Annotated in this window: 13 protein-coding genes; 6 read left to right on the top strand and 7 right to left on the bottom strand. The window is 42.0% G+C overall.

Annotation, left to right across the window (positions count from 1 at the left end):
- Positions 1-84 precede the first annotated feature (84 nt).
- Entirely contained in the window at positions 85-306 is a 222-nt protein-coding gene (locus tag B3R63_RS13850) for a DUF456 domain-containing protein (protein ID WP_372410743.1), read from the bottom strand.
- Between the two features lie 628 nt (positions 307-934).
- A complete protein-coding gene (locus B3R63_RS00365; protein WP_286727484.1) occupies positions 935-1,642 on the bottom strand; it encodes a DsbA family oxidoreductase in 708 nt (235 codons plus the stop codon).
- Positions 1,643-1,844: 202 nt separating this feature from the next.
- Here B3R63_RS00365 and B3R63_RS00360 point away from each other — a divergent pair, with 202 nt between their 5' ends.
- Entirely contained in the window at positions 1,845-2,594 is a 750-nt protein-coding gene (locus tag B3R63_RS00360) for a hypothetical protein (protein WP_248134756.1), read from the top strand.
- A gap of 92 nt (positions 2,595-2,686) precedes the next feature.
- Here B3R63_RS00360 and B3R63_RS00355 read toward each other — a convergent pair whose 3' ends face one another.
- The 3 genes from B3R63_RS00355 to fadB all read right to left on the bottom strand — a co-directional run bounded on the left by B3R63_RS00355 (position 2,687) and on the right by fadB (position 7,040).
- Positions 2,687-3,535: a lipoprotein gene (locus B3R63_RS00355; protein ID WP_414630826.1), complete on the bottom strand. Its 849-nt coding sequence runs from the start codon at positions 3,533-3,535 to the stop codon at positions 2,687-2,689.
- A 169-nt stretch (positions 3,536-3,704) separates the two neighbouring features.
- Positions 3,705-4,877, bottom strand: coding sequence for an acetyl-CoA C-acyltransferase FadA (fadA, locus tag B3R63_RS00350; protein ID WP_286727479.1), 1,173 nt, complete (start codon positions 4,875-4,877; stop codon positions 3,705-3,707).
- 12 nt (positions 4,878-4,889) lie between these two features.
- A complete protein-coding gene (gene fadB, locus B3R63_RS00345) occupies positions 4,890-7,040 on the bottom strand; it encodes a fatty acid oxidation complex subunit alpha FadB (protein WP_286727477.1) in 2,151 nt (716 codons plus the stop codon).
- A 539-nt stretch (positions 7,041-7,579) separates the two neighbouring features.
- Here fadB and lpxO point away from each other — a divergent pair.
- The 4 genes from lpxO to pgsA all read left to right on the top strand — a co-directional run bounded on the left by lpxO (position 7,580) and on the right by pgsA (position 12,393).
- Positions 7,580-8,494, top strand: coding sequence for a lipid A hydroxylase LpxO (gene lpxO / locus B3R63_RS00340; protein ID WP_286727475.1), 915 nt, complete (start codon positions 7,580-7,582; stop codon positions 8,492-8,494).
- A 500-nt stretch (positions 8,495-8,994) separates the two neighbouring features.
- Entirely contained in the window at positions 8,995-10,794 is a 1,800-nt protein-coding gene (gene uvrC / locus B3R63_RS00335; RefSeq protein WP_005023049.1) for an excinuclease ABC subunit UvrC, read from the top strand.
- A gap of 107 nt (positions 10,795-10,901) precedes the next feature.
- Positions 10,902-11,699 carry an acyl-CoA thioesterase gene (locus tag B3R63_RS00330; RefSeq protein WP_248132766.1) on the top strand — a complete coding sequence of 266 codons (798 nt, stop codon included), beginning with the start codon at positions 10,902-10,904 and terminating at the stop codon, positions 11,697-11,699.
- Positions 11,700-11,805: 106 nt separating this feature from the next.
- Entirely contained in the window at positions 11,806-12,393 is a 588-nt protein-coding gene (gene pgsA, locus B3R63_RS00325) for a CDP-diacylglycerol--glycerol-3-phosphate 3-phosphatidyltransferase (protein WP_005017019.1), read from the top strand.
- 79 nt (positions 12,394-12,472) lie between these two features.
- On the opposite strand, the gene B3R63_RS00320 is transcribed toward pgsA, so the two are convergent.
- Entirely contained in the window at positions 12,473-14,275 is a 1,803-nt protein-coding gene (locus tag B3R63_RS00320; RefSeq protein WP_286727471.1) for an ABC transporter ATP-binding protein, read from the bottom strand.
- Between the two features lie 148 nt (positions 14,276-14,423).
- Here B3R63_RS00320 and B3R63_RS00315 point away from each other — a divergent pair, with 148 nt between their 5' ends.
- Positions 14,424-15,038: an alpha-ketoglutarate-dependent dioxygenase AlkB family protein gene (locus B3R63_RS00315; RefSeq protein ID WP_265768880.1), complete on the top strand. Its 615-nt coding sequence runs from the start codon at positions 14,424-14,426 to the stop codon at positions 15,036-15,038.
- Positions 15,039-15,265: 227 nt separating this feature from the next.
- Here B3R63_RS00315 and B3R63_RS00310 read toward each other — a convergent pair whose 3' ends face one another.
- Positions 15,266-16,036 carry an IclR family transcriptional regulator gene (locus B3R63_RS00310; RefSeq protein ID WP_005404539.1) on the bottom strand — a complete coding sequence of 257 codons (771 nt, stop codon included), beginning with the start codon at positions 16,034-16,036 and terminating at the stop codon, positions 15,266-15,268.
- Positions 16,037-16,366: the final 330 nt, after the last annotated feature.

The following is a 16,366-nucleotide window of genomic DNA, read 5'->3' as shown; positions in this document are numbered from 1 at the left end:
ACTAGATAAAAAGAACTCCTCATGGGGGGATGAGGAGTAGGAAAGAGATACAGCTGATTTTAAATTATTATTCAGTTTACAAAATTAAGAGTGAGATAGTTTCATCTTGCAGCGACGGTCATACATTTTACCTGCAATACCACCAATAATCGCACCACTAAATGTGCCAAATACAGGTAATACACTACCGGCTACAGCACCAATCATTACACCTTTAACTGTAGGGGAAAAACGTGATTTTTTGCCAGCAGATGTGTCATAGCCAGATTTGCCTTTACTATTTGTTTGACCACCAGCGTTATCCATCATATGAGTTACTTTATCTTTAACCATATTAGTTACACCACCATGCTCTGCTGCATCTTTATTGATCTTCTCTAGGCTATTTTGTGCCTTTTCTTTAATTTGATCTACTTTTTCCATGACATTGTTCATTACGCTTGAGTCTTGCTGATTGTCATGTTGTGTAGATGCATGAGTATTTGAAGTATTGCTATCATTTTTTGCAGTAGTCATATATTTTCCCTCATGTAAAAATAAAACAGGTTAGTCATCTATATTAAGGAAAATAGAAAATTTTAATGTTGAAGTGCTGTTATATTGACCTTGCTTTTAGTTAATAAAAAGTGTCTCTTGTAGCTATATTAAAGTTATTTTAAACTTTGGTAAGTAATATATGACTTATTGAAATCAGGATAAATTATAATTTAAATATATTTAAGTTTAAGTTGTTGTTTTAATATTAAAATAAATTTAAAAATTAGAAATTTAATTTATATTATTAGATTTTAATCCATATTAGAAAATAAAAATTATTAAATATTATAAATATCTTAAGTATTTTTAATAATTTATTTTTAAAAGTCAGTAAAATAAATTAAGTCTATAAACTTTTATATAAAAATCCCCAGCTTGTGGGGATTTATTAATAAAATTATTTTTGGTCAGGTATCTCGCAGTTCTCATCGGTACAAACTACGCCATCTTCTGGCTGATTTATACTTGTTTCCTGCTGTGTCTTTAAAACCTGGTCAAAAACTTGTATGAACACATCACGTGGCTGTGCACCTGCCAGAGCAATACGCTGGTCAAACACAAAAAAAGGAACCCCCGTAACTTTAAGCTGTTCACGAGCCAGCTTCTCATCATGCTGCACAAAATCTGCGAAGGTATCAGTATCTAGTACATATTCGACTTCCGCTGCATCTAACCCGATCCGCGCTGCCACATCTTCTACTGTTTCGCGCTCGCCAATGGCTAAGCCCTGTGTCATATAAGTATAGAAAAATGCTTCTTCGGCCTGATTGCCTAAACCTTTACTCTGGGCCAGATGGATAATACGGTGAGCATCAAAGGTGTTACCTGAATTTGCTTGTTTCCAGTTAAATTCAATTCCTTCTTCTTCGGCCATAGCAGCAATTTTTTGCTGCATTTCTTCCATTTCTTCAACTGTACGCCCGTATTTCTGGGCTAGACGCTCTGTATTGGACTGTTCATGCTTGACTGGTGCTTCTGGATCAAGCTCATAGCTATGCCAATAGACTTCAAGCTCAACTCCTGCCTGTTCAGCTGCCGACTCTAAACGTTTCTTTCCGATATAGCAGAAAGGACAGACTACATCTGACCAGATATCTACACGCATGCTGTTTCTCTTTTCTATGCTTCATTTCAAATGATAAGGGCGACATGAGCGCTTTTAAAGAGAGAGGCTGTAATAAAATGCAAGTCAGCCCGGATTCCTTTATTTTTTGAAATATAAAGATCTGTTTTTAGTCATAAAAGTCAAACAGTGCTGTGTTCTGATTCAGGTTAGTATAAAAATGAAGCGGTCACTGGAGCTAAATATGCCACGTATATTCATGATTTTAGGTGTAGTGACCTTTGCGGTATTTGCCCTATTATTTTATCAGTACTCAACACAGCGTCAGGATGAGGTACAGGCACAGCAGTTTGAAACAGTGATGACTGAAAAAATGCAGCAGCTGTATCTTCAGGCTCAAGATTGGACCACCCCTATACATCTACAAACGAAAGACCAGCGTTTGTCTGGAGATTACCAGCTCATGGCTGATACTTTGCTCAGTTATTGGGTAAATAGTGCAGAGGCACGTAACCGTTATTTACGGGAACTGGAGAAATCTGACTGGGTTGATTTTTTGGATGTAGACCGGCTCGATAAAGACCGGAAACAGAATTATAAGGAAACTGAGCAAATGCTGGCGCAGGTTCGCAAGATTTCGCAGCAGTATCAGCAGCAGACCAGCCAGATTAAACAGCAGACTTTAGAAAAAGTAGAGCAGTTACCCATTCGTACTGATTTGCGTAAAGCTATGCTCACCAAGCTTGAACGTAGCCAGAAAAGTGACGAAGATCAGGCAATTTTTCAGTTAGAACTACAAATTCTAGAAAAAGCAGAAGCCATGTTTGAAATGCTGAAAAAGTACAAATGGGTCAAGCAAGGTGAAACAATTCTGTTTTATGAAGATGAGCAGGTAAAACAGTTCAACACTTTATATCAGGAAGTATTACAGCTTAATGCTGAAATCGAAAAGATTGAACAGAAAAATGTCGAAGCCCTGAAGCAAGAACTATAGCTTAAGAGCCTCGAAATCATGTTGTTTCTAGCTCGAATCATCCCTGTAGTGTTCAGGGATGATTCTTTTTTAGGGTTAAAATAAAAGGCGATTTATTTTTTCGCGACTGTAGCAGGGAAAAGTGGATCCAGGAAATTAGGCGCGACAAAATCCACTTTCTCTACTTTATAAAGTTTTCCAGAAAAGTTATTTTGTTGATGCCACACTATCTGATTTTTACTGAGATCTATCAGATTTAAAGAATAACGTTGACCTTCAACCGGCATTGAATAATAAATTAGTCCAGCGCCTGCTCCCATGGTTGCCAGTGATACGCCTGCACTCAAGGTCGCTTGTGAGAATTTACGCCCGAAAGACGGCTGAGCTCCGGAAATATTCACAACAAACATTTTATCTGCCTGAGTAAAGGTTTTAAGCGTACTTAAATCTTCAGCAGATAAATCCAGATTGACTGGTTGAAAAGTATTCTGGTTGGGTGAAACAGTGGTTTTATTCAATTTTTCAAACAGACGTAAAAGGGTGTCTTGTTGAGATAGATTGGGCGTAGTGTGATTTAAAGCGTTAAGCACAGGAAACTGATTAATTTCCTGCCGTTTATCCTTTGGATGTAAACGGATGTCATACCCTATTATCTGTTTCTTTGGCATAAAACCGCAAATGAAGGGTGCTGATTTCACAGTTGTATTAACCGAAACTTCTTTTAATTGCTGGGCAAGAGCCTCATTAAAGCCTAGGGCCAGTTGAGCACTTTCTTGACCAATAATGTGAGAAGTCCCTAACTCTGCACGCGATAAACAGCTATCAGTTAAAATTGCTACAGAAGATTGTCGGAGCTCATTTTGTTGACGGTCTAAAGCGTTACGTGTTTCGGGTTTAATCGCCATAGTATTACAACCTGTAAGTACTACAGCACAGCTTAAGCTGAATAAAATTTTTTTCATTTGAGTAATATAAGATTAATTGTGAAAGAAAAATGTGCAATAAGTTATTATTCGTCACATTGAGTATTGATATTGATTCTTTTTGGTTGCAGAGCCAAGTTTTTTATTCAAAAAATTGTAAAAAAACCCTGCATTGAGCAGGGTTTCTTTAAGTTTAGTATTTTAAGAATTAAACACGTTCGATAATGGTAGCAATACCCTGACCTAAACCGATACACATGGTCGCAAGACCGATTTGTGTATCTTGCTGTTCCATAATGTTCAGCAGAGAAGTGGTAATACGCGCACCAGAACAGCCCAGTGGATGTCCTAACGCAATTGCGCCACCACTTAAGTTTACGATGTCTTGTTTGTCATAAAGGCCTAAACCTTTCAGTACAGACAGACCTTGTGCAGCAAACGCTTCATTTAGCTCAACTGTCTGCATGTCAGCAATCGAGAGACCAGCACGTTTTAGTGCTTTCTGGGTTGCTGGAACCGGGCCATAACCCATGATCGCAGCATCACAGCCTGCAACTGCCATAGAGCGGATTACGGCACGTGGTTTCAGGCCAAGAGTCTGAGCTCGTTCAGCAGACATCAGTAACATGGCAGATGCGCCATCAGACAATGCAGAAGAGGTTGCAGCAGTGACTGTACCGCCTTTAGGGTCGAATACTGGGCGTAAAGCACGGAAAGATTCAATATTGGCATCCGGACGGATTACTTCATCGATATCACACAATACTTTATAACCGTCAGCATTATGACCTTCAATACCCACAATCTCGTTCTGGAACAGACCATTTTCAGTCGCAGCCCAAGCACGACGGTGTGATTCCACACCAAAGGCATCCTGTTCTTCACGGGTAATACCGTTCATACGACCCAGCATTTCAGCAGTCAGACCCATCATATTAGATGCTTTAGCATAATGCTTGGAAGCAGCCGGGTTCAGGTCGATACCGTGCATCATGCCTACATGGCCCATATGCTCTACACCACCGATGATAAAAATATCACCCTGGTTGGTCGCAATCTGTGCAGCTGCTGTATGAATGGCCTGCATGGAAGAACCACACAGACGGTTAACGGTTTGACCGGCAACAGTTTTTGGAAGGTCCGCCAGCAAAGCAATATTACGGGCAATGTTCATACCTTGTTCAAGGGTCTGGTTTACACAGCCCCAGATCACGTCTTCAACTTCATTCGGGTCGAATTCGTTACGTACCATCAGTGCACGGATAAGTTCAGCAGACATGGTGTCGGCACGTACATTGCGGAACATACCGTTTTTCGATTTGCCCATGGCTGTACGTACACCATCAACAATCACAACGTCACGTGGATTTAAAGTAGCCATTCACGTCACTCCTTAACCGTAGAATTTTTTATTGTTAGCTGCCATGTCACGCAACATTTGTGGCGCTTCATAAGCTTTACCTAGGTGCGCATATTTATCGCAAAGCGCTACATATTCAGCAATACCGGTCTGATCAATGTAACGGCATGGGCCACCACGGAATGGAGGGAAGCCTACACCCATGATCATCGCCATGTCTGCTTCAGCAGGAGTAGCCACAATGTTGTCTTCCAAGCAACGAACTGTTTCATTACAGAAAGCCAGCATCATGCGGTCAATGATTTCCTGAGGATCAAATTCGCGTTTTTCACCTGATATTACCGGAGCAATGACATCATAGGCAGTCGGGTCAACAGTTTTGGCTTTCTTGCCTTTACGGTCGAGCTCATATTTGTAGAAACCGACATCATTTTTCTGACCCAGGCGTTTTGCTTCATACATGGTCTGGATAGAACCTTTGTAATCTGGCTTCATACGGTCAGGGAAACCTTCAGCCATGACTTCTGCACCATGTACGCCGGTATCGATACCCACAACATCCATCAGGTAGGCAGGACCCATCGGCCAGCCAAATTTTTCCATGACTTTATCGATTTGCTGGAAGTCAGCACCATCTTTAAGTAACAGGTCAAATGCACCAAAGTAAGGGAATAATACACGGTTAACCAGGAAGCCCGGACAGTCGTTAACAACAATCGGAGTTTTACCCATTTTCTGGGCGAGAACTACTGTTGTTGCGATTGCTTCTTCAGATGTCTTTTCACCCCGGATGACTTCAACCAGCGGCATCATGTGTACCGGGTTAAAGAAGTGCATACCAACAAAGTTTTCCGGACGCTGTAAGGCTTTTGCCAGGCGCGTAATCGAAATTGTAGAAGTATTGGATGCAATAATTGTATTCTCACGTACCGATTTTTCAGTATCTGCCAGAACCGCTTCTTTAATTCTTGGGTTTTCAGTGACTGCTTCAATCACGATATCTACTTCTTTAAACTCTTCATAGCTTAAAGTCGGGCGAATACGTGCCAGGGTTTCACCCATTTGCGCAGGTTTCATTTTCTTGCGTTCAACCTGCTTGGTCAGCAGTTTGTTTGCCTCAGACATACCCAAGGCCAGTTGCGGGTTACCAATATCTTTCATGATAATTGGTGTACCTTTGCTTGCCGCTTGGTAAGCAATACCGCCACCCATGATCCCCGCACCCAGAACAGCTGCCTGATTTACAGGATGTGCACCTTTTTCATGCTGCTTAGAAGCTTTTTTCACAACCTGATCATTTAAGAACAGACCAATGAGTGCTCCTGCTTGCGGAGTAATGGCTGCTTTGGCAAAACCTTCAGCTTCAGCTTTCAAAGCTTCGTCACGATGTAAGCTTGCACCTGCCTGCAAAGAATCCAATAGTAGTTTTGGAGCAGGATATTGAGCCGGATTAGCTTTAGCCAGTACCGCACCCTTGGCTGTATTAAACGCCATCATTTGCTCAAGTGGACTCAATTTTACAGGGTCGAGCTTTTCCTGACGCTTGGTTTTCCAGTCCAGACGGCCATGAATAGCCTGCTTAACCAGATCAATTGCAGCATCTTTGAGCTTATCAGCTGACACAACAGCATCCACAGCACCGTCTTTTAGTGCAGCAGCCGGTTTTTTCGGTGCAGCAGTTGCCATCCATTCAACAGCGTTATCAATACCAATAACACGACTTAAACGAACTGTACCGCCAAAACCCGGGAAGATCCCCAGCTTGATTTCAGGTAAGCCCACCTGTGCCTGTTCTGACATGACACGGTAGTCACAGACCAGACACATTTCAAAACCGCCACCTAGTGCCATGCCATTAATAGCAGCCACTTTAGGAATGTCCAGGTCTTCGAAGCTGTTAAAAATTTCATGGACAGGCATCGCCCAATCAACAATTGCCTGCTCACCTTGTGCAAAGTTATCACCGAATTCAGTGATATCAGCACCAACGATAAATGTAGATTTGCCTGAAGTAACGATTAAACCCTGAATATCAGCAGCGGATACAGCGTCAATCGCAGCCTTGAAATCTTCAATCGTTGCACGGTTGAATTTGTTAACCGACTCACCTTGTAAGTCAAAGCGGAATTCTGCAATCCCGTCCTCAAGCATTTGGACGGTAATGGCATTGCCAGCGTGGATCATGCCCTGATCTCCTTTATTTTGGAGGACTTCTAAGTTGATGTAATGAAGCGTGTGTACATTTCCCGCACACATCGATGCTCCGCTAATCTTACGATAACTATATCCAAAAAGAACATAACAAGTTGTATCAAGCCGTGACGCAAGGGTCATCAATTTTAAAGGTCAATATTCTGGTTGTGATTCCAATAAGTAAATCTTTGATAGATTATTTGAAATAAGTCATTAATTATAATAATTATTATTTCAATCAGTTGATATAAACTATTTATAGAAAACAAGAGAATATCTACCGTAATAGGCAGTTTAAATACTCAGGTTATGTTTTAGTAACCTGTTAAATTCAATTTTAAAATTTCTGAATGCACTGAAATTGTTATGTTTAGGAGTTGTTATTGATAATACATCATTAGATAGAATTCTACTTTGGCTACCCTTTATCGTCTTTTTTATCAACATTTGATAAAATCGCCGCCATTTACAGAGCCATTGACCTGTCGAGCAGCTCTAATCTCTCTCTTTTTATGTGGCAGAGTAGCTATATGATTAAATGGATCGTATTGGCGATTTTTGTGATTTCAGCGTTGTATATCCAAAATCGCGGTAAAGTGCGTCATTCGTTCTATCGTCAATTTTTTGACCATTCAACGCTTCTCGCACCGATTAATTTTTTAATGTACCTGTTTTCTAAGGTACCTAACCAGCCTTATATTGCTACCCAGCATTTTAAGGATCTGCAAACCTTGGACAAGCATTGGGAAATGATTCGGGATGAGGCCAGAGCCTTGTACCAGCAGGGCGGGATCAAGGCAGCCAGCAGTTATAACGATCTGGGTTTTAATTCGTTCTTTAAGACTGGATGGAAACGTTTTTACCTGAAATGGTATGATTCTAGCCATCCGTCTGCAGCAGAACTCTGTCCAAAAACCACGGCACTATTAAAAACATTACCGACCATTAAAGCTGCCATGTTTACTGAGCTCGCCCCAGATAGCCGGTTAGTTCGACATCGCGACCCCTATGCTGGTTCATTACGCTATCATCTGGGTTTATTGACTCCTAATGATGATCGCTGCTTTATTGATGTAGATGGGCAACGTTACTCATGGCGGGACGGGGAGAGCGTGGTTTTCGACGAAACCTATATCCATTATGCAGAGAACAAGACAGATGAAAACCGGATTATTCTGTTTTGTGATGTAGAGCGTCCATTAAAGACACGTTTGATGCAAAATTTTAATCATTGGTTTGGTAAAAAAGTGATGACTGCGGCCAGCTCGCCGAATGAGGCTGGCGACCAGACAGGCGGTTTAAATAAATTGTTTGCTTATGTCTACCAGATTAGGCTTAAAGCCAAAGCATTGAAAAAGACCAACCGCCAACTTTATTACGTTTTAAAATGGTTTTTAATGCTGGGTATTTTCTTCCTGATTTTTATCCGGCCATATATTACTTAAAAATTTAATGCCCTGCGGGGCATTTTTATATTCGAATACTTTGATAAATCAGGCATAACTTAGCAGGATGTACATCAAAACAGATAGATCAATTTTGATAAAAATAGAATGTGCGCTTTTAAAGGTGTTTTGAACCAGGACTAATGAACCCATTGCTATAAGTCGTAAGTTATTTTACTCTGTTTAATACAATTTCCTGTTCTATAATTGATATTTCTAAAAATTAAATAAATTTAAAGTATTCAGACTATTACGCGATAACTAATATTCAATTTTTTAAGTATAAACAAAACCGGCTAGCAAGATCAGGGATTAATATTTCTTCACAGGTGTTTTCTTAAATGACCAGCAAAATTTGATTTTTCAAATAATATATCTATACGTAATGAGTTTGATGTTAAAGGCTAGTGAATTTCTTTGAAAATTGTGAAGATGCTTGAAAAAGCCAGTAAAAGCATCACATCATGTGAAGAGCAAGATCTTGTCAATATAGGCCCCATGTGAACGAAAATGCACGCGAACATATAGAAAAAATTCTGGCAAACATGACCACTTTACCCGGGGTATACCGTATGTTAGGTAAAGATGGTGAACTCTTATATGTAGGAAAAGCCAAGAATTTAAAAAATCGTGTGTCGAGCTATTTTGTTAAAACTATCGAGCATCCCAAAACTCAGGCACTGGTGGCACGTATTTATGATATTCAGACTCTAATCACCCGGTCTGAAACAGAAGCCTTATTACTTGAACAAAACCTGATCAAGCTGCACCGTCCGCCGTACAATATCATGCTGCGTGATGATAAATCTTATGTCTATATCTTTGTGTCGAGTGACAAGCCTTATCCACGGGTAGCCAGTGGCCGGGGCAAGGGCAAGCATCAGGTTGGCAAGTTTTTTGGACCCTATCCCAGTGCATATAGTGCTCGTGACACCTTAGTGGTACTGGAAAAGCTGTTTAATGTACGCCAGTGTGAAAACAGCTATTTTGCCCAGCGCAAACGGCCGTGTCTGCAATATCAGATTAAGCGTTGTTCTGCACCGTGCGTCGGACTGGTAAGTCCTGAGGATTATCAGGAAGATGTAAAGAATACCATTCGCTTTCTGCAAGGTGATACCAAAGAGCTGAATCAGGAACTGATTGCCAAAATGGAAGAGGCCGCAGAAAAGCTCGAATTTGAAAAGGCCGTATTTTATCGGGACCGTCTGGGACTGTTGCGCGAAGTACAGGCCCAGCAAGCAGTTTATAAGGTCAAGGGTGAAGCCGATATTCTGGCAATTGCCTATCAGGCCGGAGTAACCTGTGTCCAGATTATGCATGTGCGTAATGGCCGGATGTTAGGGGGTAAAAGCTATTTTCCCGACATGCAAAGTGATGACCTAGGACAGATGCTTAGTGACTTTATGGCTAACTTTTATTTTCAGGTAGCTGATGAGGTTCCGGCTGAGCTGATTGTAAATGTAGCCTTACCTAACACACAGGAACTTGAACAGGCTATTCAGACTGAATTTGGCAAGAAAGTACAGATCAAGCATAAAGTACGGGAAACCCGTGCCGAATGGCAGGAGCTTGCAGTCATGAACGTGCAGCATGCCATTAAGGGGCAGCTGAGCAACCATCTTGAACTGCATGAACGCTTTCACCAGCTAGAGCAGGTCATGGGCCGGCCAGTTGACCGAATTGAGTGTTTTGACATTTCGCATACTATGGGTGAAGCACCGATTGCCTCATGTGTTGTATTTGATCAGGGAGGAGCACGTAAACGTGACTATCGGCAGTTTGCCATTCAGGATATCACCGGGGGAGACGATTACGCAGCCATGCGGCAAGCTCTGACCCGGCGTTATAAAAAAAGTCTATTACCAGACTTGCTGCTGATTGACGGCGGTAAAGGCCAGTTACATATGGCAATGGAAGTCATGCAAGACTTGGGCCTGGATGCTTTCATGGTAGGTGTTTCTAAAGGTGAAGGACGTAAACCGGGACTAGAAACCCTGCACTTTACGGATGGCCGCAAGATTCAGCTCGCTGAAGACCATAAAGCATTGCATCTGATTCAGCAGGTACGTGATGAGGCACATCGTTTTGCCATAACCCGGCACCGTGCCAAGCGGGACAAACGCCGTGCAGGTTCGGTTCTGGAAGTCATACCTGGACTTGGTCCGAAGCGCCGGCGTGACTTGCTTACCCATTTTGGTGGGATTCAGGGTGTACTGAAGGCTTCAGAAAAAGAGTTAATGGTAGTTCCCGGTTTGGGTCCGGCACTGGCTCGAACGATTTATAAAATACTGCATGAATAATAGGCAAAAATTACCAAAGTAGAGGATGACTCCCGAGTCAGCAGCCATTCACAGCACTTAAAAAACTTGTCATGATGGCCCGAGTACAAGAATAATTGAGGCAAGGGATGTCATTAAAACAACTTTTTCAGGCTGTGACAGTTTCAGAAGAGATTGATATTCCAGCAGGCTGGTTACAGGGCCGGACCATTTATGGCGGACTGGTGGCGGGTATACTGATGCACAAGGCTGTAGCGACTGTCAATGATCTGCAAAAACGGCTGTTGAGCACTAGTGTGACCTTTGTTGGCCCGGTACAGGAGAGTCGTGCCAGAATCACCGCTGAGGTGTTACGTGAAGGTAAATCCGTAACGACGGTAGAGGTAAGGTTATGGCAGAATGATGAAGTCCAAAGTATTCTGCTGGCCAGCTTTGGTGCTGAGCGCCCATCTGCAATTGAAGTCCATCAGGAGCGTCATGCTCCTGACTATCCGTTGCCTGAACAATTAAACTGTTTGCCTTATCGGGAGGGCTTCTTGCCACCGTGCTATCAGCAGTTTGAACTGTGCTGGGCCGAAGGGCAGTTACCCTGTAGTGGCAGCAAGACTCCGGACTTTGGTGGCTGGTTCCGGTTTAAGCCCGAATTTCATGATAATAGTGAACTTGAGCTGGCTCATTTGTTGACCTTGATGGATATCTGGCCACCTGCTGTGATACCGCTCTTTAAACAGGTGGCTCCTGCCAGTTCCTTGACGTGGCATATCACTTTGGTACATCCGGTCCAGCATGAGTTGCATGACTGGTTTAAATATAAAGCTTTTACAGATTTTGCAGGGGACGGCTATTCAACCGAATATGCCCATATCTGGGATGCCCAAAATCGCCTGATTGCGATTTCCCGGCAGACTGTAACAGTGTTTGCCTAGTGACACTAAATATCATTTCGTATAAAGTGACCCTACTAAAAATGGATAAATCCTCAAAATTTTCTATTACATGATCATGTGGTAGGGGGAAACACTGGCGGTGTCTATGACTACAGGTCGTATCCTGAATATTCCGAACATCTTGACTTTGGCACGTATCGGATTGATCCCGGTATTTTTGCTGGTGGTTTACTGGCCACCTGCAATGCAGGTAAGTGGGCATGAAAGCAGTATGACCCGGCATATTATTTTGACTGCAATTTTTGTACTTGCGGCAGTAACCGACTGGTTCGATGGCTATCTGGCCCGAACCTTGAATCAGACCTCAGCCTTTGGGCGCTTTCTTGACCCTGTGGCAGATAAACTGATGGTTGCAGCGGCACTGATTGTGCTGGTGCAATGGCAACCGACAATTTCAATGGCCTTTGCTGCGATTGTCATTATTTCTCGTGAGATTACAGTTTCCGCCTTACGTGAATGGATGGCAGAATTGGGAGCACGGACCAGCGTAGCCGTTTCTACGGTGGGTAAGTACAAAACAGCATTTCAGATGATTGCGATTTCTGTATTTCTGCTGAATTGGCCGCCGCTTGAATTAATTGCTTATGCACTGCTTTATACCGCAGTGCTTTTAACCTTATGGTCAATGTTTATTTATTTAAAGGCCGCCTGGCCTTATTTAAAGCAGCCTTAACAGTGATCCTATAAAAAATCCCCATGATATAGGGGATTTTTTATAACTTTCTTTAAGCCAATTTAAGCCAATACAGGCCTTAACTGTGCGTTTCTTCCTCAGCCTCTTCACCAAAAGTCTTGGCAATTTTTTCAATATTTAGGCTTTTCGCCATGGCATTGAAAATTTCCTTATAAACTCCGTCCTGATGATAAAGTGCATCATGTTCGCCGTGCTCGACAATTCGTCCCTCTTTCATGACATACGTATAGTCGGCGTCAATGATCTGCGACAGGCTATGTGAAATAATGATAACCGTCCGTCCCTGCTTGATCTTGTCTAGGCTCTGCTTGATCTGCTCGGAAGCAATCGCGTCCAGACTTGCAGTGGGCTCATCCAGAAAAATAATCGGTGGATCTTTAAGGAACATCCGTGCCAAGGCAATGCGCTGCTGCTGACCACCAGAAAGCATCAGGGCATCCGTCTCATAGCTATGTTGCAACTGCATGATCTGCTCATGGATAGATGCTTTCCGTGCCGCTTCGATGACTTCATCCAGCGATGCATCAGTCTTACCATAACGAATATTTTCAAGAATTGAACCCTGAAAAATGTGGTTTTTTTGCAGCACTAGACCAATATGGTCACGCAGATAGGCCGTATCAATCTCTTCAATTGGAACTCCGTCGAGGTAGAGTTTACCTGAGGCTGGAAGATAAAATTTATCCAGCAGACTGATAAGAGTGGATTTTCCGGCACCAGACAGGCCTACCAGTGCAGTAATACGGTTGGGTTGAATCTGCACATTTATATTCTTGAGAGCATGATGTCCATTTGGATAATAAAAATCAACATTTTCTAGCTCGAACTGGCCCTGAATAACCGGCTTGCGTGTACCGCTTGATTCAATTTCATCATCAGCCTCCAGAATCTGGAAAAAACTCTCTGAATAAATCATGGCATCATTAACTTCATCATAAATACGGTGCAACGAGCGAATAGGGGCAGAAACGTTATTGAAGAGTAGTACGTGATACATGATCATCCCTATACTCATCTGGCCGGACAGAACAAAATACGCAGTCAGAATAATGATCAGAACAATACCGATCTGTTCAATAAAGGTTTTCATGCCATCAAACAAAAAGCTGGTCTGACGGGTACGCATCTGGTTTTGGGTCAGTTCTTTTTGTAGCTTGAGCTGTTTCTCTGCTTCTATCGACTCGCGATTAAAAGATTTAATTACGGTAATTGAGTTAATAATACTCAAAATGCCCTGACTCTTTTTTTCTCTTCCATCGCGCAGGTTGCGCCGCCATCCTCCCAGCTTCTGGGCTTGTTTGTAGGTTAGCCAGAAATATACCGGTACGATACACAGGGCTACAAGTCCTACCCAGACATTGGCATAAAACATGAGACCAAGCGCGACAATTGCACTGGTAAATAGAGGCAAGATATCAATAAAAAAAATCTGTACCAGTCGGGTCAAAGACCCGATTCCGCGGTCAATTCGGGTCTGTAATTTGCCTGCCTGATTATTTTCTTGGTTAAAAAAAGCTAGCCGGTATGTCAAAAATTTTTCAATAATGCCTTGGGCCAAGTCTTGTGACACCAGAATTCTAAGTTTTTCACCATAAAATTTTTGGCCAAAGGAAACCAGTGCACTAATAATTTCCTTCCCCAGCAGAATTACACTAATGGTAACCAGAATATGCCAGCCTGCATTTAGTCCCTGACCAGCTTCGACCAGACGGTTAATACTGTCGACTGCATACTGCAAGGTCAGTGCATTGACCTGGGCCGTAAATGCACCGATTAGCGTCAAGCCCAGTGTTGCCATAACCAGCAGACGGTACGGCCTGACAAAAGGGGAGATCTTTTTAAATAAATGCCATAAATTCATGCAAGTCGTTCTTGTTCTTAAGTTCTAAATTCAGTCTAAGGATTTAAATATATCGGCTCAACCCACCGCTCTGTGACAATTTGTGAATTGAGCAAAGTGATAAAACTATGTTTAGAATAAGTATTACCCTGATCTGTCCGGAGCAGTAATGAACCTTGAGCTCTTTGCGGCCCAGCCCCGATCAAATTTGCTGCCTTATGACGGCTCTGTTAAAGATTATGGTCAGATACTGACCGAGACAGACGCAACAGCCTATCTGCAATATTTTCTACAACAGCTGGCCTGGCAGCATGATGAAGTTATCCTTTATGGCAAGCATATACGAACCAGCCGTATGATTGCTTGGTATGGTGATAAAAAATTTGAATACCGCTATTCAGGTATTACACGAAAAGGACATATATGGGATGACAGACTCTGGAAACTTAAACAGTATATTGAAAAACTGACGGGCCAACAGTTTAACTCATGTCTGGCCAACTTGTACCAAGATGGCAGCCAAGGCATGGGCTGGCATAGTGATGATGAAAAAACTCTAGGTCAAAATCCGGTGATTGCTTCAGTCAGCCTGGGGGCAACCCGTAAATTCTGTTTTAGGCATAAAACCCAAAATGACAAGATAGAGGTCTTATTACAGCATGGACAATTGCTGTTAATGCGCGATGAAACCCAGCATTTCTGGAAACATGCCTTAATGAAAAGCACTCGGGTACAGGAACCCCGTATTAATCTTACATTTCGGTATTTCTGGCCAGAGGGCTAAAAAGCAGGGCAGACCAGCAGAGACAATAAAATAAAACAGCCCATGTGTGGAGGACATGGGCTGTTTTATTCAGAGGAGCTGTTTTCGAAAAAACAGAACAGTAATGTCATGGAACACTTTTGGCAATTACTGAAGAACAAAATCATCATATGAGAATTTATTTAAAATTACAAGAAATCTCTTCGAGTAATTTATGTAAATTATCGTATAGATTATTACTTAATAGATCAGTTCCCTTCTTCTGAAATAACAGAAAATTTCTTCTCGATTTGTGCAGCATTTTCCTTCAATGTCTCAATCAGTTTACTGACGTTAATAAACTCAAAGCGGCTTCTTGAAGCCAGTACAGTTAATGCCATAGGCGCTTCTTTAGAAGAAAACCGGATGGGTACAGACAAACCGGATACCCGTGGGTCGAGCTCGCCCTGAGAAAAATAATAGCCCTGTTTTTTAATTTTTTTCATCTGCTGCATAAAGCTTTCCAGGTCCTGCGCAAATCCGACTTCAGAGAGCTGGGTAGCAAAGCGTTCATAATAATTATGGAGACGCTGTTTTGGCAGATGTGCCAAGATAACCTTAGGAGAAGACCCGACGTATACCGGACGTGGACAACCACGACCATAGGACAGCAGGTCGGTATTACGGAAAACCTCATGATGCACATCAATACAGTAATCCTGATTAAGGTGAGTGAGCAGACAGCACAATTCGGTGCGTTCTGCAATTTCACTCATAAACGGACTGCTGGCCTGTACTACAGGATCAGTTGTACGTGAAATATAGTCCAGTACAGCAATTTTTGAACCCAGCGTATAATCACCTGATGTGCCACTAATACGCTGCAAAATGTCTGAAGAAACCAGTTCCTTGAGGTAACGATAACTGGTCGGTTTGGACAGGCCGAGTTCCTCACAGATAATGTCAACATTGATGACAGGCCGTGAAACTGAAAATAAATCAAGAACCGTCAGAATCTTGCCAAAACTAGAAAGTGCCATGTATACCTACTGTTGTCCAAAATCTTAATGATGAGCTATTACCTTTATAACAAATTGTAGAGACTGGTGAATATATTTTCAGGCTGGAAAACTTGGCCTATTAAAGTAAGCTTAAGGAATGACTAGTAATCAAAATAATTTATTTATTATCATAATAAGATACTTTATTGACTATTTTTTGTTTATTTGAAAAAATACTCACATTAAGTATCTTATTTAGAAACTATCAAGATTAAAATAAGTGCTGTTTATTCTCTCCTTTTCTTTCGTCTGAAAGAAAACTTACCTGAACATTGATCCTGCTTTTAAAACGGAGATGTGTTGACTGCT

The organism is Acinetobacter sp. UBA1297 (assembly GCF_002307755.1).
GTDB lineage: Bacteria > Pseudomonadota > Gammaproteobacteria > Pseudomonadales > Moraxellaceae > Acinetobacter > Acinetobacter radioresistens.
This window is presented reverse-complemented; position numbering and strand designations above follow the sequence as displayed.

Excerpts from the sequence above, each read along its gene's own strand:
- B3R63_RS13850 (WP_372410743.1), bottom strand. The coding sequence starts at position 306 with ATGGATAACGCTGGTGGTCAAACAAATAGTAAAGGCAAATCTGGCTAT.
- B3R63_RS00365 (WP_286727484.1), bottom strand. The coding sequence starts at position 1,642 with ATGCGTGTAGATATCTGGTCAGATGTAGTCTGTCCTTTCTGCTATATC.
- B3R63_RS00360 (WP_248134756.1), top strand. The coding sequence starts at position 1,845 with ATGCCACGTATATTCATGATTTTAGGTGTAGTGACCTTTGCGGTATTT.
- B3R63_RS00355 (WP_414630826.1), bottom strand. The coding sequence starts at position 3,535 with ATGAAAAAAATTTTATTCAGCTTAAGCTGTGCTGTAGTACTTACAGGT.
- fadA (WP_286727479.1), bottom strand. The coding sequence starts at position 4,877 with ATGGCTACTTTAAATCCACGTGACGTTGTGATTGTTGATGGTGTACGT.
- fadB (WP_286727477.1), bottom strand. The coding sequence starts at position 7,040 with ATGATCCACGCTGGCAATGCCATTACCGTCCAAATGCTTGAGGACGGG.
- lpxO (WP_286727475.1), top strand. The coding sequence starts at position 7,580 with ATGATTAAATGGATCGTATTGGCGATTTTTGTGATTTCAGCGTTGTAT.
- B3R63_RS00330 (WP_248132766.1), top strand. The coding sequence starts at position 10,902 with ATGTCATTAAAACAACTTTTTCAGGCTGTGACAGTTTCAGAAGAGATT.
- pgsA (WP_005017019.1), top strand. The coding sequence starts at position 11,806 with ATGACTACAGGTCGTATCCTGAATATTCCGAACATCTTGACTTTGGCA.
- B3R63_RS00320 (WP_286727471.1), bottom strand. The coding sequence starts at position 14,275 with ATGAATTTATGGCATTTATTTAAAAAGATCTCCCCTTTTGTCAGGCCG.
- B3R63_RS00315 (WP_265768880.1), top strand. The coding sequence starts at position 14,424 with ATGAACCTTGAGCTCTTTGCGGCCCAGCCCCGATCAAATTTGCTGCCT.
- B3R63_RS00310 (WP_005404539.1), bottom strand. The coding sequence starts at position 16,036 with ATGGCACTTTCTAGTTTTGGCAAGATTCTGACGGTTCTTGATTTATTT.